Source organism: Emticicia oligotrophica DSM 17448, assembly GCF_000263195.1.
In the GTDB taxonomy this organism is placed as follows: Bacteria; Bacteroidota; Bacteroidia; order Cytophagales; family Spirosomataceae; genus Emticicia; species Emticicia oligotrophica.
The window spans coordinates 2,159,524-2,182,500 of record NC_018748.1 but is presented as its reverse complement, the minus strand read 5'-3'; the positions used below and the strand labels follow the sequence as shown (position 1 = coordinate 2,182,500).

16 protein-coding genes are annotated in these 22,977 nt (G+C 38.4%); 14 read left to right on the top strand and 2 right to left on the bottom strand.

Annotated features, from left to right (window positions below):
* Positions 1–176: 176 nt before the first annotated feature.
* The 3 genes from EMTOL_RS08990 to EMTOL_RS08980 all read left to right on the top strand — a co-directional run bounded on the left by EMTOL_RS08990 (position 177) and on the right by EMTOL_RS08980 (position 6,002).
* A complete protein-coding gene (locus tag EMTOL_RS08990; protein WP_374755378.1) occupies positions 177–3,245 on the top strand; it encodes a SusC/RagA family TonB-linked outer membrane protein in 3,069 nt (1,022 codons plus the stop codon).
* Positions 3,246–3,281: 36 nt separating this feature from the next.
* Positions 3,282–4,964, top strand: coding sequence for a RagB/SusD family nutrient uptake outer membrane protein (locus EMTOL_RS08985; RefSeq protein ID WP_015028961.1), 1,683 nt, complete (start codon positions 3,282–3,284; stop codon positions 4,962–4,964).
* Positions 4,965–5,117: 153 nt separating this feature from the next.
* Positions 5,118–6,002 carry a sugar phosphate isomerase/epimerase family protein gene (locus EMTOL_RS08980; RefSeq protein WP_015028960.1) on the top strand — a complete coding sequence of 295 codons (885 nt, stop codon included), beginning with the start codon at positions 5,118–5,120 and terminating at the stop codon, positions 6,000–6,002.
* 30 nt (positions 6,003–6,032) lie between these two features.
* Here EMTOL_RS08980 and EMTOL_RS08975 read toward each other — a convergent pair whose 3' ends face one another.
* Positions 6,033–7,157 carry an NADH:flavin oxidoreductase/NADH oxidase gene (locus tag EMTOL_RS08975; RefSeq protein ID WP_305953208.1) on the bottom strand — a complete coding sequence of 375 codons (1,125 nt, stop codon included), beginning with the start codon at positions 7,155–7,157 and terminating at the stop codon, positions 6,033–6,035.
* A gap of 152 nt (positions 7,158–7,309) precedes the next feature.
* Here EMTOL_RS08975 and EMTOL_RS08970 point away from each other — a divergent pair, with 152 nt between their 5' ends.
* The 3 genes from EMTOL_RS08970 (at position 7,310) to EMTOL_RS08960 (ending at position 12,201) form a co-directional block, all read left to right on the top strand.
* A complete protein-coding gene (locus EMTOL_RS08970) occupies positions 7,310–8,683 on the top strand; it encodes a 3-keto-disaccharide hydrolase (protein ID WP_015028958.1) in 1,374 nt (457 codons plus the stop codon).
* A gap of 31 nt (positions 8,684–8,714) precedes the next feature.
* Positions 8,715–10,745: a glycoside hydrolase family 3 protein gene (locus tag EMTOL_RS08965; RefSeq protein ID WP_015028957.1), complete on the top strand. Its 2,031-nt coding sequence runs from the start codon at positions 8,715–8,717 to the stop codon at positions 10,743–10,745.
* 85 nt (positions 10,746–10,830) lie between these two features.
* Entirely contained in the window at positions 10,831–12,201 is a 1,371-nt protein-coding gene (locus EMTOL_RS08960; RefSeq protein WP_015028956.1) for a Gfo/Idh/MocA family protein, read from the top strand.
* Positions 12,202–12,261: 60 nt separating this feature from the next.
* Here the strand turns inward: EMTOL_RS08960 and EMTOL_RS08955 are convergent, their stop codons facing one another.
* A complete protein-coding gene (locus tag EMTOL_RS08955) occupies positions 12,262–13,797 on the bottom strand; it encodes a long-chain-fatty-acid--CoA ligase (protein WP_015028955.1) in 1,536 nt (511 codons plus the stop codon).
* Between the two features lie 193 nt (positions 13,798–13,990).
* Here EMTOL_RS08955 and EMTOL_RS08950 point away from each other — a divergent pair, with 193 nt between their 5' ends.
* From EMTOL_RS08950 to EMTOL_RS08915, 8 genes are all read left to right on the top strand, one after another.
* On the top strand, positions 13,991–14,842 hold the full coding sequence (locus EMTOL_RS08950) for a DUF2911 domain-containing protein (RefSeq protein WP_015028954.1): 852 nt from the start codon (positions 13,991–13,993) through the stop codon (positions 14,840–14,842).
* 142 nt (positions 14,843–14,984) lie between these two features.
* Positions 14,985–16,064 carry a peptide chain release factor 1 gene (gene prfA, locus EMTOL_RS08945; RefSeq protein WP_015028953.1) on the top strand — a complete coding sequence of 360 codons (1,080 nt, stop codon included), beginning with the start codon at positions 14,985–14,987 and terminating at the stop codon, positions 16,062–16,064.
* A 108-nt stretch (positions 16,065–16,172) separates the two neighbouring features.
* Positions 16,173–16,748: a non-canonical purine NTP diphosphatase gene (locus EMTOL_RS08940; protein ID WP_015028952.1), complete on the top strand. Its 576-nt coding sequence runs from the start codon at positions 16,173–16,175 to the stop codon at positions 16,746–16,748.
* Positions 16,749–16,948: 200 nt separating this feature from the next.
* Complete coding sequence (locus tag EMTOL_RS08935) at positions 16,949–17,794, top strand: AraC family transcriptional regulator (protein ID WP_015028951.1); 846 nt, start codon at positions 16,949–16,951, stop codon at positions 17,792–17,794.
* 92 nt (positions 17,795–17,886) lie between these two features.
* Entirely contained in the window at positions 17,887–19,518 is a 1,632-nt protein-coding gene (gene pruA, locus EMTOL_RS08930) for an L-glutamate gamma-semialdehyde dehydrogenase (RefSeq protein WP_015028950.1), read from the top strand.
* Positions 19,519–19,625: 107 nt separating this feature from the next.
* Complete coding sequence (locus tag EMTOL_RS08925) at positions 19,626–20,318, top strand: molybdopterin-dependent oxidoreductase (RefSeq protein ID WP_015028949.1); 693 nt, start codon at positions 19,626–19,628, stop codon at positions 20,316–20,318.
* A 74-nt stretch (positions 20,319–20,392) separates the two neighbouring features.
* Entirely contained in the window at positions 20,393–21,736 is a 1,344-nt protein-coding gene (locus EMTOL_RS08920) for a S41 family peptidase (protein ID WP_015028948.1), read from the top strand.
* 57 nt (positions 21,737–21,793) lie between these two features.
* Positions 21,794–22,942: an AraC family transcriptional regulator gene (locus tag EMTOL_RS08915; protein ID WP_052315362.1), complete on the top strand. Its 1,149-nt coding sequence runs from the start codon at positions 21,794–21,796 to the stop codon at positions 22,940–22,942.
* The last annotated feature ends 35 nt before the right edge of the window (positions 22,943–22,977 follow it).

The following is a 22,977-nucleotide window of genomic DNA, read 5'->3' as shown; positions in this document are numbered from 1 at the left end:
ATTATTTGTCAAAAAAATATTAGAAATGGCTTGAATTTTAGTGGTAAACGGATGGCACAAGAAGTAATTTTGTTAATATTCTAATTAAAAATTTAACTATTTTTAGTTCGTCTATTTTTCCTTTAATTATTAACTAATCCTTTATTAAATTGAGTATGAAACAATTACTACTTAAGATGATGATGCTTAGCTTAGCTGTTGTGTGTAGCATACAATTTGCAGCAGCACAAGGCAAAGCAGTATCGGGCAAGGTTTCAGATGCTGGTGGCAATCCGCTACCTGGAGTAAGTGTAACAGTAAAAGGTACAGCACAAGGAGCCATTTCTGATGCTGCTGGTAAGTATTCGGTACAAGCAGCCAATGGTGCTACTTTGGTATTTAGTTACATTGGTTACAAAGCACAAGAAGTAAAAGTTGGTAGCCAAAACACTATAAATGTAGCATTGGAAGAAGATGCAGCAGCATTAAACGAGGTTATCGTTGTAGGTTATGGTTCACAAAAGAAAAGCCAAACAACTGGTGCCATTTCTCAGGTTTCTGCCAAGCAAATCACAGAAATGCCTATTACCAGCCTTGGACAAGCTCTTCAAGGTAGAACTGCCGGGGTTGACGTTTCACAATCAGGTTCGAAACCAGGTTCAACTCCTAAAATCTTGATTCGTGGTCGTCGTTCATTCAACGCAGGTAATGACCCACTTTACGTAGTAGATGGTATTCCACTTTCTGCGGGCTACGAAGACATGAACCCAAATGATATTCAATCAATTGAGGTTTTGAAAGATGCAACTGCAACAGCTATCTACGGTGCTAGAGGTGCCAATGGTGTTGTTCTTGTAACTACAAAAAGAGGTGCAGTAAAAGGAAAAACAGTAGTAACATTTGATACTTACGGTGGTGTTTCTAAACCTCTTGATAAAATTCAATTGTTTAGCGGTGCTGAATTCGCTGAATTCGTTCGTGAGGCTTATCGTGCAACTAACAACTACAAAGATGCTAATGGAAACCCAGTTCCAACAGGTGTTGCAGATGCAGCAGCTGATGCAAAAGTAGCGGTATTAGGTGGTGACCCTGCAGTAGCAGCTGGTATTGCAGCTGGTAGAAACTCAAACTACCAAGATTTGATTCTACATAATGGTACAATGCAAAACCATTCATTGGGTGTTCAAGGTGGTAATGATAAAACTCAGTTTTATATTTCTGGAGGTTTCTTCCAAGATAAAGGTATCTCTGATGGCTTAGACTATACACGTATGTCGTTGAGAGCAAATATCGACCATAATATCAACAGCCGTATTAAAGTTGGTCTTTCTTCTTATACTATGTATAGCATCAGAAATGGTGAAAACTTAAACCCTTATGGCTTTACAATTCAACAAAATCCGTTGGGTCGTCCATATGATGATAATGGAAACATGATTTTCTCGCCTACTAATGATGCCTTATTGACTAACCCATTGGCTGAGATTGTTCCAGGTGCACAAGTTGATAATACTAAAAAGTATAGAATTTTCAACAGTCTTTATGCTGAAGTGAAGATTTTAGAAGGTTTGAAATATCGTGTAAACTTTGGTCCTGACTTTACAATTTCTCGTTGGGGACGTTTCATTGGTGCAGCTACGAATGCTCGTAAATTTGGTGACCCTCAGGCATCATCACGTAATGACTTCGGCTTTAACTGGACGCTTGAAAATATCGTATCATATAACAAAACATTTGCTCAAAAACACAATTTTGCTGCAACCTTGGTACAATCTATTCAAAGAGATAATTTCGAAAGATTCACTTCTGACGTACAAGGTGTTCCTGCTGAAACTCAACAATTCTATAATTTAGGAAATGCGGCTTCAGTATTAGGTGTTGGTAGTAACTTAACACAATGGACTATCAACTCTTACATGGCACGTGTAAATTATGATTTTAATGATAAATATTTAATCACAGCTACTATGCGTCGTGATGGTTCAAGCCGTTTCGGTGAGAATACTAAATATGGTAACTTCCCTGGTATTGCTGTTGGTTGGAACTTAAGCAACGAAGCATTCATGAAGCAAATTTCATGGATAGACTTGTTGAAATTAAGAGCAGGTTGGGGTAGAGTAGGTAACCAAGGGGTTGCTCCATATCAAACACAAGGTTTATTGAGCAGAACTGCTTATGCTTGGGGAACTACTGCAGCTTTTGGTTATAGACCAAATACAATTGGTAACCCTGATTTGAAATGGGAATCTTCTGCTACAGCTAACATCGGTTTAGATTTCAGTTTCTTGAGAGGCCGTATCCAGGGTTCATTAGAATTATACGAAACAAATACTACAGACTTATTATTATCTGACCAATTACCTGGTTCGATTGGTTTCAGTGCAGTAACTCGTAACGTTGGACAAACACGTAATAAAGGTATTGAACTAGGCTTTACTACTGTAAACGTAAATACAGCAAGTGGCTTTAAATGGACTACTGACTTCACTTTCACTAAAAATAAAGAAGAAATCGTTTCTCTTTACAATGGAAAAGTTGATGACTTAGGAAACCGTTGGTTCATTGGCTACCCGCTTAACTCATATTATGACTATAAGAAGATTGGTATTTGGCAATTGAACGAAAAAGAAGAAGCGGCTAAATTCTACCCTGGTGATAAAGCCAATCCTCTTGGTGCTGGTGTAGGACAAGTGAAAGTTCAGGATACAAACGGTGATGGCGTAATTACAGCTGCTGATAGAGTTATTCTTGGCTCTGATATTCCAAAATTCAGTGCTGGTTTCACTACAAGATTTAGCTACAAAGGATTCGACTTATCTGCATTCTTATTTGGACGTTTCGGAAATATGATTGTGAGTGGTTTCCACCAAAACAACAACGCTTTGGCTGGTCGTTACCAACAGATCAAAGTTGACTACTGGACGCCAAACAACCCAACAAACGAATTCCCTCGCCCATTCAGTACTCAGGAATTCCCTCAATACAATACAACCTTGATTTATTTTGATGGTACTTTCGTGAAAATCAGAAATATTAACTTCGGTTATACTTTCCCACAAAGCATTTCAAAGAAACTTGGTATGGAATCTCTACGTCTTTACACAAGTATTCAACAACCAAAAATTTGGTCTCAATACCGCAGTAAATACAATGGAATCGACCCAGAAGCAACAATCACTTCTTCTGGTACTGGTACCACAAACGTAGGTTCAGGTGTTACACCAGCAACATCGGTTACAACATTTGGTTTGAACATCAGATTCTAAGTAAAAACATCAAGGATTTATTAAACTATTAATAAAATGAAATTAAAAAACATATTAAAACCAATCAAAATCTTTGGTATTGCGGCGTTGTTATGCACGACACAATCATGTAAAGATCTTTTGGATGAAACTGTAGTTTCAGGTATTGGCAACGATTACATGAATACGCCAAAAGGCTTCGAAGATGCAGTAAAATCAGCTTATTCTTCTCTTAGATATTATTATGCCACTCAACAAGGTTTAACTTTAACTGAGTATGGTACCGATATTTATGCTACTGGTGCTGATGGATCATATAAAGGTTTCCATTTCTATGATACGCAATTACAACCAACTGTTGATTACTTAATCAATACTTGGGATGAGCTTTATCGTGGTATCAATACTTGTAATGCAATTATTGATAGAGCTCCAAAAGCTACTGTGGCAGATGCCATTAAAGCTCGACGTGTAGCCGAAGCTAAGTTTTTGAGAGCTCATTATTATTATATCTTACACCAACAATTTGGTGGTGTTGATTTGAGATTGAGCGAAACACTTGCTCCAACCAAAGAAACAAAGAGAGCAACTGATGCAGAAATGTATGCTGCGATTATCAAAGACTTAAATGATGCAATTCCTGCATTAGAGGCAAAAGCACAAGCTACTGATTATGGCCGTGCTACAAAACCAGCTGCTGAAACACTTTTAGCAAAGGTTTACCTAGCAAAAGCTTATTCATCTGTTAAAGCAGCGGATGATTTTGCAAAAGCAGCCGAACTTTGTAAGACTGTTACAACAGCTTATGGTTTTAAATTATTAGATGATTTTGCAAGTGTTTTCGATGAAAATAACCAAATTAATAGCGAGGTAGTATTTGCAGTTCAATATACAACTGACCCACTTACTAACCTTACTAACAATACAGGTGCTGTAAACGGTGGAAATAACCTACACCTTTTCTTCGGTATGCAATATGACGTACAACCAGGTATGAAGCGTGATGTATTCTATGGTCGTCCATTCAAGCGTTTACGTCCAACAGCATATTTGTTAGAAACTTGTTTCAAAGACCGTACAAACGACTCACGTTATAAGAAAACTTTCCGTGATACTTGGTTGAGTAATAACCCAGGTACTAACTTAAACGCTTCGTTTGATAACTCTAAATCAAAGATTTCATTTGCAGCGGGTGATACTGCTATCTTCATTCCAGGATACGAAATGCCGAAAGAAGAGCGTGCAAAAAGAAAATACCAAGTGTTAGTACCAAGTGCTTACAACGAGGCATTATTCCCAACATTGATGAAATTCTTTGATACAAAACGCCCAGACTTAACTTATGAAGCTGGTAGCCGTGACTATTTCGTATTCCGTTTGGCTGATGTTTACTTAATGTTAGCAGAAGCACAATTAAAAGCAGGAAACGTTTCGGAAGCAACAAAAGCAATCAACGCAGTTCGTTATAGAGCTGGATGGCCTGGTAAAAAAGACGCCATGTTGATTACTGACGCAGATATGAATTTCGAACTTATCGTTGAAGAAAGAGCGAGAGAATTGGCTGGAGAACAAACTCGTTGGTTAGACTTAAAACGTTGGGGATTGTTGGTTGAACGTGTTAAAAAATACAACCCACAAGCCGCAGGAAACGTAGCTGACAAACATTATGTTCGTCCGATTCCTCAAACGCAAATCGACCGTTCGAATGCAGGGGTATTCCCTCAAAACCCAGGATACTAATAGTAGATTTGTTTCATCATAGTGAACAGAGAGACTCCTCCACTTCGAGGAGTCCTCTTTTTTATGAGACATCCTATCTTTGATTAATCTAATAAACTTATTTTTATAAATTCACACTTTAAAAATTATTCGGCCTTTATCTATTTTAAAACTATGAACAGAAGAGATTTTATCACCCAAGCCTCTCTATTGGCGGCCTCGTCAATGTTTTCACTCGAAGCTTTAGCAGCAAAAGCCAAACACAAAATTGCGTATTCGGCCATTACTTGGAATGGAAATGATTTAGTAGCCATTGGCGATATTGCCGCTTTAGGTTTCAAAGGTATTCAGCTAAGAGCCAATACTTATGCCCCTTTCAAAGATAAACCACAAGAATTAAAGGATACCCTTGATAAAAATAAATTGGCTTTAGCCATGTTTTCAAGTGGAAATGTGGGAATTCAAGATGATATTTCGAAAGATATTGAAACACACCTCAATCATGCTAAATTTATAAAAGCACTTGGAGGTAAATCTTTACAAATAACCAATACTTCTCGTCCAAAAGATAGACTCCCAACAACAGATGAGTTGAAGAAATATGCTAAAAACATGAGTGAAGTGGCAAAAGTTGTGAAAGGCGAAACGGGTATTCAACCTGCTTACCATAATCATATGCACCAACTTGGCGAAACACCAGAAGAAGTAGATATTATCTTCAATGAAATGAACCACGATTATATTTTGGCTTTATTAGATGTAGCTCACTACACACAAGGGGGTGGTAATGCTGCCGAAGCAGTATTGAAATATAAAGATATCATCTATGCTACTCACATAAAAGATACCAAACCAGTAGAAAGTAAATCGGGTTATCAGTTTGTAGAGTTAGGTCAAGGACGTGTTGACTTTCCTTCGATTTTTGCCAACTTAGATAAAATCAAATTTAAGGGCTGGAATATCATCGAACTCGATTCTGTACCAGTGAAAGGACGCACGGCTCTCGAATGTGGACAAACCAGCAAAAAATATTTAGAATCTATCAAAGTTAGCTTCTAAGAAAAATTCAAGGCGAACCTGTTGTTCGCCTTATTTTTTACCTCTCAAATACTGATTGGGTAATTCCATTTCAAAACCCAATTCCGAAGCTGCTTGCTGCGGAAAGTAAGGATTTCGCAGTAATTCTCTGCCTAAAAACACCAAATCTGCTTTTCCAGAACTAATAATTTCATTGGCTTGAATGGCTGATGTTATCAAACCAACTGCCCCTGTTTTTATATCTACTTCGGTTTTTATTCTTTCGGCAAATGGTAATTGATAATTGGGAGCAATCGGTATTTCACTCGGAGCAACAAAACCACCCGAAGAACAATCGACCAAATCAACTCCTACCTTAGCTAAAATTTTTGCCAATTTTATCGAATCTTGAATAGTCCAACCATTCTGCTGCCAATCAGTCGCCGAAATTCTAACAAATAAAGGTGTTTCTTCAGGTAAAACTTCTTTCACACTTTCGAGCACCATCAATAAAACTCGAATTCGGTTTTCAAAACTACCACCAAATTCATCTACTCTTTTATTACTTAAAGGTGAAAGAAACTCATTCAATAAATAGCCATGAGCGGCATGTACCTCTATTATTTTAAATCCTGCCTCGAGGGCTCGTTGAGCAGCATTTTTAAAATTAATTACAATTTGTTCAATTTCAGTTTTGGTTAATTCCTTCGAAAAACTCTTCCTATCCGTCAGCAATGTTGTACTTGGTGAAACTGGCAACCAACCACCTTGCATTTCTGAAATATATTTTCCCCCTTCCCACGGCACTGCCGAACTGGCCTTATAGCCAGCGTGTGCTAATTGTACACCCGCTATTGCACCTTGCTGATGAATAAAGTTGGTTATTCGGCGAAGCGGTGCAATGTGTTCATCAGACCAAATACCTAAATCACCAGCCGAAATTCGTCCTTCGGGCGAAACTGCCATGGCTTCTGAAAAGATTAACCCTGCTCCACCAACGGCTCTACTACTTAAATGTGCAAAATGCCAGTCATTCGCAAAACCATCAGTAGCACTATACTGGCACATGGGCGACATAACTATTCGGTTTTTTAGAGAAATCCCTTTTATTACCAAGGGAGAAAAAAGGTTTATCGGCTCTATCATGTTCTGTTCATAAATATCTACAATAACCATTTTCTTGGTAATTAGTTTCATTTTCTCAAATTCCATAATTCTTGACCATACAGAGTAAAATTAGGTCAATTAAATATCAAAATCTTAATATTTTTGGTTAAATAGGTATTAGATTAGTATGGTTTTAATTCCTAATTTTGATTTATTATTCAACTCAAGTAGCAATATCAAAAATGAAAAAAATTCTTGTAGTTATGCTCACAGTAGGGGTATTTTCATATACGCAAGCCCAAAAAGAGCAATGGAAAAGCTTATTCAATGGTAAAGATTTAAAAGGATGGGTTCAGCGTGGAGGCAAAGCGACCTATGTTGTAGAAAATGGTGAAATCGTGGGTACAACCGTAAAAGACACTCCAAACTCATTTCTCTGCACCGAAAAAGATTACGGCGACTTTATTCTTGAATTAGACCTGAAATTAGATGATGAAATGAACGGTGGTGTACAGTTCCGTAGCCTTTCAAAGCCTGATTATCAGAATGGTAGAGTTCATGGCTATCAGATGGAAGTTGACCCTTCTCCTAGAGCTTGGTCAGGAGCTATTTATGATGAAGGACGTCGTGACTGGTTATATATTCCAAACATTAACCCTGAGGGTAAAAAAGCCTTCAAACCAATCGGGCAATGGAATAAATATCGCATTGAAGCAATTGGTAGCACTATTCGTACTTTTATCAACGGAGTGCCAACAGCTCATTTAATTGATGACATGACAGATAAAGGTTTTATCGCCTTACAGGTTCATTCAATCTATGGCCCAATGAAAGAAGGAATGAAAATTCGTTGGAAAAACATCAGAATTCAAACCGAAAATCTCAAGCCAAGTCCGTTGGATAATTGTCCAGTTGTAAATTTACTTTTGAATAATCTTTCGGAACAAGAAAAAGCACAAGGTTTCAAAATGCTTTTCAATGGTAAAGATTTCACGGGTTGGAGAGCCGTTCACGGAACCGAAATGCCAAAACAACATTGGGCAGTGGTTGACGGAACAATCAATGTTAGTCCGTCTGATGGTTCTGAAACTGGAAACGATATCGTAACAAACGAACAATTTGGAGCATTTGAGTTAGTTTTTGAATTTAAGCTCACCGAAGGAGCAAACTCTGGAGTAAAATATTTCGTAAACGAAGCTTTTGATTCTAACGGAAAATCGGGTATAGGGCTTGAATTCCAAGTACTTGATGACGAAAAACACCCCGATGCAAAAATGGGTGCAGTTGGAAATCGTACGTTGGCGAGTTTATACGATTTGATTCCTTCATATAAAATCGACAAAGACTTGAAAATGGACAGACGTTTCATCAAGAAAATTGGCGATTGGAATCAAGGTCGTGTGATTGTTTTTCCAAATAATATCGTTCAGCACTGGCTAAATGGCTTCAAAGTAGTTGAATATGAGCGTAAGAGCAATGTTTTCAATGCATTGGTAGCTCGAAGCAAATACAAGGATTATAATGGTTTTGGAGCGGGGGATAAAGGAAATATTTTGCTTCAAGACCACGGCAATAATGTTTCGTTTAGAAATATCAAAATCCGTGAATTGAAATAAATAGGTTTTCAACCCATCTATCTAACCTATCATGAGAAAAATACATTTTATTGGAGTTTTTCTGTTTTGTACAACAGTTGGTTATGCCCAAAAACCCGTACAACCCACATTGGGGTATCGCTCAGTAAAGACATTGAAAGTCAACGGTTTAGAATTTAAAGACCTCAATAAAAACGATAAACTTGATAAATACGAAGATTGGCGTTTACCGCAAGAAGCTCGCATCAAAGATTTGATTTCGCAGATGACGCTTGAGGAAAAAATCGGCTTCATGCTCATCAGTACCACTCGTATGGCTGGCGATAATGTCTTTCAGGCAAATGCACCAAAAACAGAAATTTCGAGCGGTTTTAACGAAGAAGATTTAGTGCAGCCTACTAATATGTTTACTCGTAAGCCATTGGCTGTGCCTATATTGTCGGCGGCGGGTACGACAAAAGCGGTCAATCAGATTCACCAAAGGCACTTTATATTAAGAGCAAATACGAGTGCCAAAATAATGGCCGAGTGGTCGAATAATTTACAGGCTTTGTGCGAAAACTCACGTTTGGGGATTCCTGCCATTGTTGCCTCGAATCCACGAAACCACGTTACAACTGATGCTTCAGTTGGTTTGAGTGTTGGCACAACAGTTTTCTCAAGATGGCCTGGTGAATTAGGTTTAGCAGCCATGCGAGATTTGAAACTGACTCGTGAGTTTGCCGAAATTGCCGCCAAAGAATGGGCTTCGGTGGGCTTACGCAAAGGTTATATGTACATGGCTGATTTGGCAACCGAGCCACGTTGGCAGCGTGTAGAAGGAACTTTTGGCGAAGATGCCGACCTTGCCGCCAGCATGACCAGAGAAATTGTACTCGGTTTTCAAGGCATAAAGTTGAATAAAAACTCAATCGCATTGACAACCAAGCATTTCCCTGGTGGTGGCCCACAGGAAGGCGGACAAGATTCGCATTTCGATTGGGGAAAATACGCTCATTACCCAGGTGGAATGTTTGAGTATCATGTAAAACCTTTCAAGGCGGCCATTGATGCAGGCACTTCTTCAATTATGCCTTATTATTCGGCTCCGAAAGATAAAAGCATGGAAGCAGTAGGTTTTTCATATAATAAAGCAATTATTCAAGATTTGTTACGCAAAAAACTCGGTTTCAAAGGTATTATTAATTCTGACACTGGCCCAATTGACATGATGCCGTGGGGAGTTGAAAACCTTACAATTACCGAACGCTACAAGAAAGCACTCGATGCTGGCGTAGATATTTTTTCTGGCGGAGCAGACCCTGCTCTTTTGCTCGAAACGGTAAAGAAAGGAATGGTTACGGAAGAAAGAATCAATGAGTCGATTGCTAAATTATTGAAAGAAAAGTTTGATTTAGGGTTATTTGAAAATCCTTATGTGGATGTAGAAAATGCGGTAAAAACGGTTGGAAATGCTGAATTTCAGAAAAAAGCAGATTTAGCCCTCAGAAAATCAATTGTTTTACTCAGAAATGATGAAAATGTTTTACCGATTTCAAAGAAAGCAGATGGTGGCCGAACAAAGGTGTATTTTGAAACTTACAAAGAAAGTGGCGGTAGAGGACAAGCTCAAACATCGGCAATCAATGTAAATAAGCCAACTATTCAAAACGTAAACATCGAATTTGTTTCGACCAAAGAAGAAGCCGATGTTGTATTGCTTTGGTTGATTCCGAGCGGTGGCGGCTTGTTTAGTTCGGGTGGGCAACCTATTGAATTGAGTCTTTCAAAGAACAAAATTGATGTAGCTCATGTGAATGAAATTTTGAACGCAAAACCAACCATTTTGGCTATCAACTTTACAAATCCGTGGGTAATTGATGAAATTGACAAAGGCAAAGCCAAAACCATTTTAGCAACTTTTGGAACAACCCAAGATGCACTTTTGGATATTGTAAGCGGAGCATTTAACCCAACAGGAAAGTTGCCTTTTACGATACCAATTTCCGAAAAAGCCGTACAGGAAAACAAATCTGATGTACCGGGTTATCTGGAGCCAAATTATGCTCTATTCAAATTCGGTGCTGGACTAAGTTATAAGTGATTTGGTAGAAAAAAACATTGAAAAATTGAAAAAATCATTAAATTTACAATAATACAATTAGCAAATATTCAATCAGTATAAAACTATGACAACTCGTAGAGACTTTATTATCAAGTCGGTTATTGCAAGTGCGGGGGTAGCCGTTGGCGGCTCAGCTTTTGCAAAACCAACAGGCAGTTTTTCGGCCAAAAGTTATGGCAAAATCATTGGTGCCAATGACCGTGTTCGTGTAGGTTGTGTAGGTTTCTCTGACCGCCACCGTGCCTCACACGTAGGGCCATTCAAAGAGCTTTCAAAAGGCATGAACTTTGAAATGGTAGCACTTTCTGACCTATGGAATCGCCGTCGTGAAGAAGGGAAAGCTTATCTTGATAAGCAATTAGGTAGTGATGTGAAGGTTTTCCGTAACAACGAAGAACTTTACAACTCTAAAATGGTTGATGCCGTATTTATCTCAACTGCCGATTTTCAACACGCTTTGCACACAATCGAGGCGGTAAAAGCGGGTTGCGATACTTACACCGAAAAACCATTGGCCGAAACAATGGAAGATAACCGTGCAGTATTGAAGGCAGTAAAAGAATCGGGTAAAATCGTGCAGATTGGTTCACAACGCCGTAGTGGAGAAAACTACTTTGCGGCGGAAGATTTCATTAAATCTGGTAAATTTGGCCCAATCGTGATGGTTGAGCTAATGTGGAACGTAAACCAACCAGGCCGTTGGAGAAGACCAGAATTAGTAAAAGATTTGAAAGAATCGGATGTTGATTGGAAACGCTATTTAATGAATCGTCCGATGGTTCCATTCGACCCACGTAAATACTTAGAATATCGTTTATTCTGGCCTTATTCTTCGGGTATTCCTGGTCAATGGATGAGCCACCAAATTGATACTGTTCACTGGTTCTCGGGCTTGCCACACCCACGTAGCGTAGTAGCCAACGGTGGAATTTACCAATGGAAAGATGGCCGTACAAACGCCGATACACTTACAGTAGTATTCGATTACGGCCCATTAAACGACCCATCAACGGGCTTCCAAGTACAATTCACAAGTCGTTTCTCAAACGCTGCGGGAGATACCAAAGAATTATACTACTCAAATGGTGGTATGATTAACCTCGACACCAACGAGATTTCGGATACTGGTGGCTTACGTGAGCGTGAAGCATCAGCAATGGGCTTGAAGGCTAACTTGTTGCCAAAAATTAAACTTGAAGGACAAAAAGTTGAGTCAGGTGCAAATACTGGTGGCGACCCACTGACATTCAATCACATCAAAAACTGGATGGAATGTGTACGTAGCCGCAAAACTCCGCACGCTCCAATCGAAGCGGGATATTCGCACTCAATCGCTACAATCATGTCGAATGCAGCTTACCGCACTGGCTTGAAAGTAACGTTTGATACAAAAACACAAGAAGTATTGGCTGGCGGAAAACCGTTTAAGTATTAAGAATAAATAAGGAAGTCTTCGAACTGGGCGTTCCCCTCAAAGCGAAGACTTCCTTCAATTTTACTTCCTCAATTCCCTCTTCAAAATCTTCCCAGAAGCCCCCATTGGTAAGCTACTCATAAATTCTACTACACGAGGATATTTATAGGATGCAATGCGTTCTTTTGTCCAAACAATTAATTCTTGTTCCGTTATTTGATCATCGGGTTTTAGCACCACGCAAGCCTTTATTTCTTCACCATATTCGTCGCTTGGTACGCCAATTACGGCCACCATCGAAATAGCCGAATGTTGCATCATTACCTCTTCTACCTCACGTGGGTACACATTATAACCACCACGAATAATCATATCTTTGGTGCGGTCAACGATAAAATAATACCCATCATCATCTCTGATGGCAATATCACCCGAATGTAACCAACCATTTTTAATACTCTCAGCAGTAGCATCAGGGCGTTTATAATATCCTTTCATTACGTTGTGTCCGCGATAACAAAGTTCACCTTTTTCGTTGTTACCAAGTTCTTTTCCATTTTCATCCTTTATACAAACCTCCACTCCCCAAACTGGTGTTCCTACCGAACCTGGTTTACGTACTCGGTCTGGGTGATTGAATGTAACAACTGGTGAGCCTTCTGACATTCCGTATCCTTCTAAAATAGGCACATTATATTTAGCCTCGAAATCTTTTAGTACCTGTACTGGCAAGGCAGCTCCGCCCGATAAACACATGCTAAGCGAGCTAGTGTCGAATTTATCAGCTCCTGGAAAACTCAAAAGTCCCCAATACATAGTTGGCACGCCAGCAAAATGCGTAACCTTTTCTTTTTGAATTAAACTTAAAACCATTTCAGCATCAAAACGTGGCACTAATACGGCCGTTGCTCCACGATAGATACTAGCAATCATACAAACTACTTGACCGAAAATATGGAAAAGTGGTAGCACCAACATGCTCACATCTTCGTAATTAAGTTTCTGAAGGTCTTTGCTTAGATTAGCATTTAAGAATAAATTCGAATGTGTAAGTTCAGCCCCTTTCGGACGCCCCGTTGTTCCAGAAGTATAAATAATTACAGCAGTATCATCTGGCGAAGTAAAATAACTCTGAAAAACAGGAGATTTTCCTGCCATCAACATTCCCATTGTTTGTGTTGCTTCAATTGGAGAAGCATCGGTAAAGGCTGGTGTAATCATAAAAAAATGTTCACAAGAATCAGCCATTTCAAAACCTGCATGTCCTTCTTGCCCCATTGGCATTTCAGGCGTACCCACAAAACAGAAATAAGCCTTTGCATCAGAATCTTGCAAGTGATAAGCTATTTCATGACGTTTCAACAACACACTCAATGGTACAACGGTTGCCCCTGTTTTTAGGATTCCGAAATAGATCATCGGAAAATACGGTAAGTTTGGACACGTAAGAGCTACTTTATCTCCATAACCAATACCAAGTGAAACCAATCCATTAGCAATTTGGTTGGCTGCGGCATCGAGTTGGGAAAATGTAATTCGTTTATCGGCAAATATGAGAGCCTCTTTATTTGAAGAGTTTCGAGCGTGATGTTCTAAAACTGTTGATAAGTTAAACATAGGTTTTACAGGTTAATTGGTATTTGCAAGATATGTTTATTATAGTACTTTAAAAAGAAAAAATTGTTTTAATTAAGGCAGGATGCAAGAAGAAAATAAGTAAAAATAGACATAAACTCAAAAATACACCTCGAAAGCACCAATAACAAAAGATATAGCGTAACTTTGCAACTGAAACACTAACTCCCAAAAAATGAACCATTCATTAACAAAATTGCTATTACTCATTTTAGTCTCAACCCTTAGTTTCGGACAAATAAGTTCACCTGCTGCAAGTCCATCAGCAAGTGTTTCGCAAACTATCGGTTTTGCTAAAGTTACGATTGATTATAGTCGTCCATCGGTAAAAGGACGTAAGATTTTTGGTGATTTAGTTCCATATGCTAAAGTTTGGCGTACTGGTGCTAATAAAATTACAAGCATTCAGTTTGACCAAGATGTGCATATCAACGGAGCACTCATGAAAGCGGGTAGTTATGGTCTTTATACTATTCCAAACAAAAACGAGTGGACAATCATCCTCAACCGTGATGATAAACAATGGGGTGCTTATGGCTATGATATTAATAAAGATGTCATCAGATTTAATGTTCAGCCTACGAAACCACAAACATTTGCTGAGCAAATGAGCATTGATTTTATTGACTTCAACGCAACAAGTGCTTATGTTTCAATCAAATGGGAAAACACTGAAGTAAGGTTTTTAATTGAACAACGAGGCATTGATGAAAAAATAATGGCAGAAATTGCTGAAAAAACTACAAAACCCGAAGTTTCCACTGATACCTATTTTGCTGCAGCCGATTTTTATTATCAAAAAGGTATTAAACTCGACCAAGCATTAGAATGGGCCAATAAAGTGCTCGATAAAAGCAAAGAATATTGGACATATCAATTGGTAGCACGCATTGCAGCTAAACAAAATAATTGTGAGGTGGCCGTGCCCAATGCCCAAAAATCAATGGAACTTGCCAAAAAGGCAGGCGATGATGCCTACATTAAGTTAAACCAAGCGGTATTTACTCAATGTAAAAAAGGATATTAGATAAATTACCTAGGCGTGGCACATCTTGTTATGAACGATAATGAGATGTGCCACGTTTTTATTTTACGTAGAACAGGTTTCAAACCTGTAAGCGGAGAACAAATGTTTTTGAATAAATCAGTAACAAATAACTAAAAGATATATGTTAAATCAATTAGAAGCCATCAGAGAACGTTATGAAGAGGTTTCGCAGCAGATGACCATGCCTGAAGTGGTTTCTGATATGACGAAATTCACTCGTCTAAGCAAAGAATATAAAGATTTAGAAAAAATCGTAAACGAGTATAAAATCTACAAAAACGTATTATCGAATATCGAAGGAGCAAAAGATATTATTGCAAACGAGAAAGATGAAGAAATGCGTGATTTAGCCAAAGAAGAGTTAGACGAACTTCTTCCTCAAAAAGAAACTTTGGAGGCAACTCTTAAAGAAATGCTCATTCCCAAAGACCCGAACGATAGCAAGAATGTAATCCTCGAAATTAGAGCAGGAACGGGAGGCGATGAAGCCTCAATTTTTGCAGGGGATTTATTTAGAATGTACCAAAGATTCATCGAAAAACAAGGTTGGAGAATGACCCTTCTCGACCACAACGAAGGTACGGCAGGTGGCTATAAAGAAATTGTCGTGCAGGTTGAAGGTGAAGATGTTTATGGTAAACTCAAATACGAATCAGGCGTACACCGCGTACAGCGTGTACCAGCTACCGAATCACAAGGACGTGTACATACTTCTGCCGCTACAGTGGCCGCCCTTCCAGAAGCTGATGAAGTTGACCTAACAATCAATATGAATGATATTAGGGTTGATACATTCTGTTCGTCGGGTGCGGGTGGGCAGTCCGTAAATACCACTTATTCGGCCGTTCGTATGGTGCATATTCCAACGGGAGTGACTGTTTCTTGTCAAGATGAGCGTTCACAAATCAAAAACCGTGAAAAAGCACTCTCGGTTTTACGTTCGAGACTTTACGAAATGGAAATGGCCAAGCACAATGAAGCAATTTCGGCCGAACGAAAAGGTTTGGTAGGCAATGGTGACCGTTCGGACAAAATCAGAACATATAATTACCCACAAAGCCGTGTAACTGACCACCGTATTGGTTATACAGTTTATAACTTACCTACCGTAATGGAAGGCGAAATTGATGGGTTCATTGAGCAACTCCGTATGGCCGATAATGCCGAAAAAATTAAAGAAAATGCAATGGCAGTGGCGTAAAAATATAAATCAACACGAAGGAAATTAGTACATAAAGTTTCTCTAAGCATTTCTTTTGAACTACCCATCTGTGAAACTTTGGCTTTTTGTGAAATTATCAACAAAACAATGAAACTCTGTTTAGCAACGAACAACAAACATAAAGTAGAAGAATTACAAGCCCTTTTGGGCGAAAATTTTCAGCTTCAAACTCTCAACGAAATTGGTTGTTTTGATGATATTCCAGAAACTGCCGATACTTTCGATGGAAATTCTCTACAAAAAGCAATGTATGTCTGGGAGCGTTTCCAGATTGATTGCATTGCAGATGATTCTGGTTTAGAAGTTGATGCCCTCAATGGTGAACCAGGTGTTTTCTCGGCACGCTACGCTGGCGAACATGGAAATCATGCTAAAAACATTGAAAAATTGCTTCAAACCCTTGAAGGAGTTGAAAATCGTGGAGCTCAATTTAGAAGTGTAATTACACTCATAATCAATGGCAAACACTATTTTTTTGAAGGAATAATTCGTGGAAAAATCACACATGAAAAACACGGAGAAAAAGGATTTGGCTATGACCCTATTTTTATTCCTGAAGGCTATGACCGAACATTCGCTGAAATGACCATGGAGGAAAAAAATCCAATAAGTCATCGTGGCATCGCGGTTGCAAAAATGATTGAATTCTTGAAGAATATATAAAAGATAAGCGAGGTCAATGACCTCGCTCAAAAAAACTTTTCATAGGTAAAGTATGTCTGATTGTCTCAGAAAGGTAATCAATCCTTTTTCTGTTACAAAGTTGGGGCTAATCTTCAAAAAAAACTACTCCATCATTATCTAATACTTGTGCTGTATTAACATTATGCCTACATTTGTTTAGCAAATAATGATAATAAAGCATGAAAGTTGAATACGAAAAAATTTCTCCCGACTCAGGCAGCTCTTTTCGTCTGATTCATTGGAAATCGGAAAATGACCGATACTTTTGGCATTATCACCCTGAATATGAGATAGTTTTCGTGAGAAAGGGTTCAGGAAAACTTCATATAGGCGAACACCTCAAAAACTACGAAGAAGGTGAATTGGTATTTATTGGCCCAAATTTACCCCATACTGGTTTTGGCTATGGCGTGATTGGTGAACATGAAGAAATAGTAGTTCAGCTAAGAAAAGATTTTTTGGGAACAGATTTTCTGCAGAAACCTGAAATGGAGCACATCAACCAGCTCTTTGAGAAAGCTAAACAGGGTTTATCTTTTCATGGTAAAGCTCGTAAATTAGTTGCAAGCAAACTACAAAAAATGCTTACCCAACCTTACTTCGAGCGTATGGTAGAACTCCTTCATATTTTCCAAATTTTAGCCAATACTAACGAATATACTATTCTAAACCATCCAGAAAAACGTTTTGATTTTAGCCACAAAGATGAAGACCGAATCAACAGAGTATATGAGTTTGTAGAACAAAACTACCAACAAAGTATTGATATTCAGGTAGTAGCTGAATTAGCCAACTTAACAGTCCCCTCTTTTTGCCGATATTTCAAGAAAATCACGCATAAAACCTATACGGACTTTGTCAATGAACACCGCATCAATCAAGCTTGTAGATTATTGCTTGAAAACAAACCCGTTGCCAATGTTTGTTTTGAAGTAGGATTCAATAATATTTCGCACTTCAATAAAACTTTTAAACAATTAAAAGGCCTAAGCCCAAGAGAGTATAAATCGAGAATGGAAAAATAAAATTCCACGGGCATCGTAGCCTACAACTCTACCAATAATCTCAAATCTTTTCACTAATTTCGCCCTCGAAAATCAACAAAACTTCATCTACAATGAACAATGCCTTTTTTAAAGTACCAACTCCTATCAATGAGCCAGTTTTAAATTATGGTCCGGGTTCGCCCGAAAAAGCAGCACTCAAAAAGGCTCTTGCCGAAGGCCGCTCGAAGGTTATCGACGTGCCAATGTATATTGGTAGCGAGCTTGTACATACAGATAAAAAAATTAAACTTTCTCCTCCGCACGACCATCAACATGTGTTGGGCTATGCCAGTGAGGGCGATGCTTCACACGTTCATCAAGCAATCGAAGCCGCTTTAGCTGCACGTGAAAGTTGGGCAAATCTTTCGTGGGAACACCGTGCGAGTATTTTCTTGAAAGCTGCCGACCTTTTGGCTGGTCCTTACCGTGCTAAAATCAATGCGGCAACTATGCTTGGACAATCGAAAAATGCTTACCAAGCCGAAATCGATTCTGCTTGTGAATTTATCGACTTCTTGCGTTTCAATGCCTATTTCATGCAACAAATCTACACAGGTCAGCCTGAATCAGTGCGTGGTTTGTGGAATCGTGTAGAATATCGTCCGCTGGAAGGTTTTGTTTTTGCCCTTACACCTTTCAACTTTACGGCCATTGCTGGAAACCTTCCTGCCTGCGTAGCCATGATGGGTAACGTAACAGTTTGGAAACCAGCCTATCCACAAATTTACTCGGCCAACGTAATCATGGAGGTTTTGCGTGAAGCAGGCTTACCAGATGGAGTAATTAATTTGATTTACGTAGATGGCCCAGTGGCTGGCGATATTATTTTCAAGCACCCAGATTTTGCAGGTATTCACTTTACGGGTAGCACTAAAGTTTTCCAAACAATTTGGCAAACAATCGGAGAAAATATCTCAAAATATAAAACTTATCCACGTATTGTGGGCGAAACTGGTGGAAAAGACTTTGTAATTGCTCACGAATCAGCCGATGTAAAAGCATTAGTAACTGGCTTAGTTCGTGGAGCTTTTGAATATCAAGGACAAAAATGTTCGGCCGCTTCTCGTGCTTACATTCCTTCAAACCTTTGGTCAGCGGTTAAAGAACAATTATTGGCAGATTTGAAAGAAATCAAAATGGGTGGTACCGAAGATTTCTCGAATTTTGTCAATGCAGTAATTGATGAGCGTGCATTCGATAAAATTGCAGGATACATTGATAATGCCAAGAAAAGCGATAAAGTAAGTCTCGTTGCTGGTGGAAATTACGATAAATCGAAAGGATATTTCATTGAGCCAACTGTTTTCTTGACAACCGACCCACACTATACAACTATGTGTGAGGAAATCTTCGGCCCAGTCTTGACAATTTATGTGTACGAGCCTCAAGATTTCGAAAAAACCCTTGAATTAGTAGATTCAACTTCGCCGTACGCTCTTACGGGTGCAATTTTCTCACAAGATAGATACGCCATTGATTTAGGTATGAGAAAATTAGTCAATTCGGCAGGTAACTTCTATATCAACGATAAACCAACGGGTGCGGTAGTTGGTCAACAACCATTCGGTGGAGCAAGAGCTTCGGGCACTAATGATAAAGCAGGTTCAATTCTCAACTTATATCGTTGGGTACAGCCTCGTACAATCAAAGAAACCTTTGTTTCTCCAACTGATTATAAATATCCGTTTTTAGGGGAAGAGTAAAATTTAGACAAGGGATATGAGACAAGAAATATGAGAACAAAACGATAATAAAATCGTTGTAGAATATATCTTTTGTCTCTTGTCTTATATCTCATTTCTATACAACCATGGAAGAACAAAACAAACTTGACCGAATTATTGAAGCTCGTATGAAGCTCAAGGCTCGGTTTGAAGATAAAATGAAAACCACCCCATCAATGGCTGATGACAAGCCAATGGGGAAAGGACCAATCAACCGCCACGGAATGCCACAACTGCCAGTAGGACAAACCACGACAGTTAAATGGCCCGTGCTTGATTTGGGTTATCATCCAGATGTTAGTCTTGACCGTTGGCGTCTAACCATCAATGGTGAAGTAGAAAATCCAGTGGTGTTAACTTGGGAAGATTTCATGGCATTGCCACAAGTAGAAGACACCAGTGATTTTCACTGCGTAACTACGTGGTCAAAGATGGATATGGTTTGGAAAGGTGTGCGTTTAATTGATTTGGCCGCACTCGTTCAACCTAAAGAAACTGCCACGCACATTTTGTGTTATGGTTACGACACCTATACAACGAATGTTTCACTCGAAGAAGCACTGAAACCCGATGTGTTGATTGCTCATACAGTTTATAATGAACCTTTAGCCAAAGAACACGGTGGCCCTGCTCGCATGATTACCCCACAACTCTACGCTTGGAAAGGTTCAAAGTGGATCAAACGAATTGAATTTTTACCTAAAAACAAATTAGGTTTCTGGGAAGAAAGAGGCTACTCTAATACAGCCTACCCTTGGAGAAATGATAGATATAGCTAAGAACCAATAGCATCCGTCCTAAATAATATTTAGCGTTTTTTCGTTAGTAAAGAAATTCATTCTAAATATTTCCAATGCCCAAAATTCTCCTAATCTTGTTTATTATTAGCTTTACGAAGAGTTTTGGGCAAACTTTTTCTCCTATTGAAATTCGAGCCGATTTGGCTTTCCTCAAAGAACGCATCGAAGAAATTCATCCCAATCCTTATAAGTTTATTGAACAAAGCCGATTTCAGCAAATTTATGATTCGCTTTATAGAGTCGAACGCTCACTTACAATAAAACAAACCTTTGTTCATTACCTCAATCTTACTCGTAGCATTCATTGTGGGCATTCTTCAATTTTTGTTGATGAGCGACTGATTCCACCCAGCAATTCAAACCCTAAATTCTTACCACTCGATGTTGTAATTTATGATGGCCGAGTTTTTATTTCCAGAAATTATTCAGAAAATCATATACTCCAAAAAGGCATTGAGATTATTGATATAGAAGATATTCCGATGAATCGTTTACTCAAAAACCTTTCACGCTATACCTTTCAGAATGGTGATGGTGTAAATGCTGAAGTAGACAATTATTATCTCCAACGGAATTTCCGAAAACTACTTTATCTGTTTTTTGAAGAACAAGATGAGCTTCATTTGAAAGTTCGTTTAGCCAATAAACAAGAAAAAAGCACCAACATAATGATGAAGCCTCTCGCCTATTTACGAGAAATTGAGGCCGAACGAAATCCTGTAAAAAATGTAGATTTCTATAAAAACATTTACCTCAGCGACTTCGATTCTAAAACATCACTTCTTAAAATTCGGAGTTTTGATGGCAATGAATTTGAGAATGGTAATTTCAGAAACGAAATCTCAACTATTTTCAAAAAATTAGCTCAAAAACAAAGTAAAAACCTTATTATTGATGTACGAAATAATGTTGGTGGCGGCCTTGATTATGCCGATGAAATTCTCAAATATTTACTACAAAAACCATATCAACGTTATCAGGTAAGTAATAGCCCCAACATTAAAGTAAAAAAGAAAGGTTTATCTGCCAGTCAATTTTATGAGCCTACAAACGAATTTTTATTTAGAGGAAATATCTACGTTTGGGTCAATGAAGGCACTTTTTCTACGGCGGTTTATTTAGCTGCTCACCTCAAAAATCAAGCGAACGTTTCGTTAATCGGAACGACTTGCGGTGGGGCAGCCGATGGCTCCTCGGCTGGTGAATTTACCTCTTTTACTTTACCCAATACTAAGTTTACGGTTAGTTTACCACTACTAAAAATCAATTATAACACGACTTCTGCTCTGCATCTTCAACCAAATTTTGAGGTAAAACAAAGTTTATCTGATTTTCTAACAGGAGAAGATAGTGTTGTACTTTTTACAAAAGAGTTACTAAAAGGCACAAAACCGTAGGGTAAAACCATCCGTTTTCAAAAATAACTTCTAAATTTGGGGAAATATTTATCAAAAATGCCCCAAGTTCTTCCACTAAAAATAGACATCTACTCGCTTTGGATATTTCTGGGCATTATTCAAGCCTTATTTTTGGCTTATTTCTTTTTATTCGGAAAACAAGCTCATTTCTTAGCCAATAAATTTTTAGGCGTCTTATTAATTGCCTTTGCGGCGGCATTATCAGAAATACTTTTGTGTTATACCAATTACATGTTTCGAGTCATTTGGCTCATCGATTTTGCCGAACCAACGAATCTCTTGTTTGCTCCTCTGATATTTATTTACCATAAAACCCTCTTGGGAAAGCAATTTAAGAAATCAGATTGGTTGCATTTTTTACCTTTTGTAGCGTATATCGTTTATCTTTCCATTACATTTTACTCGAAAGGTTATCCCGAAAAATATAATGCTTACTTAAACGCCTATCATCATGATACGCTGCCTCAACTAACTTGTGAATATACTTTTCCTGAATGGATTTATCTCATTCGAGATTATATCAACGAGCTGATGCTTTTACAAATGTGTGTGTATGCAGGTTTAGGTATTTCGGTTCTTCGAGAAGTAAGCAATAATGAACGAATGAGCTTTTGGTCGAACCAAAATCAAACATTTGTTTGGTGCCGTAGAGGGCAACTTTATTCGATTTTGGCTACGATTGTTTTTGTTGTAACTAAATTGCTTTTCCCTCATGACTTGGGCGACCATTTCATTGCTGCGTATTTAACATTTTTGATATACGGTTTGAGTTTTACATTTATGAACCAACCCGAAGTTTTTACACCGAGAATAAACAAAAAATACGAAAAGTCTTCGCTGACCAGCGAGATTCAAGAAAATACACTTGAAAAAATTCAGTTGGTTATGCAAAACGAAAAGCCATTCCTCGATTCCTCTTTTTCATTACCCAGTTTTGCCAAACGTTTAGGTGTTTCGCCACATCATCTTTCACAAATCTTAAATGAATCGCTTGGGCAAACATTTTTCGATTTTACGGCCCAGCATCGCATCAATGAGGCGAGAGAAATGCTTAGTAGTCCAACATTTAATCATTTAAAAATTGAAGAAATTGCCGAAATGGTTGGCTATAATTCCAAATCAGCTTTCAATACTGCTTTCAAAAAGTTTACAGGTAAAACGCCTTCAAGTTTTCGAACAAGTTAATGTTCGATTTTATAAGAACGAACTTCTCTTCGATA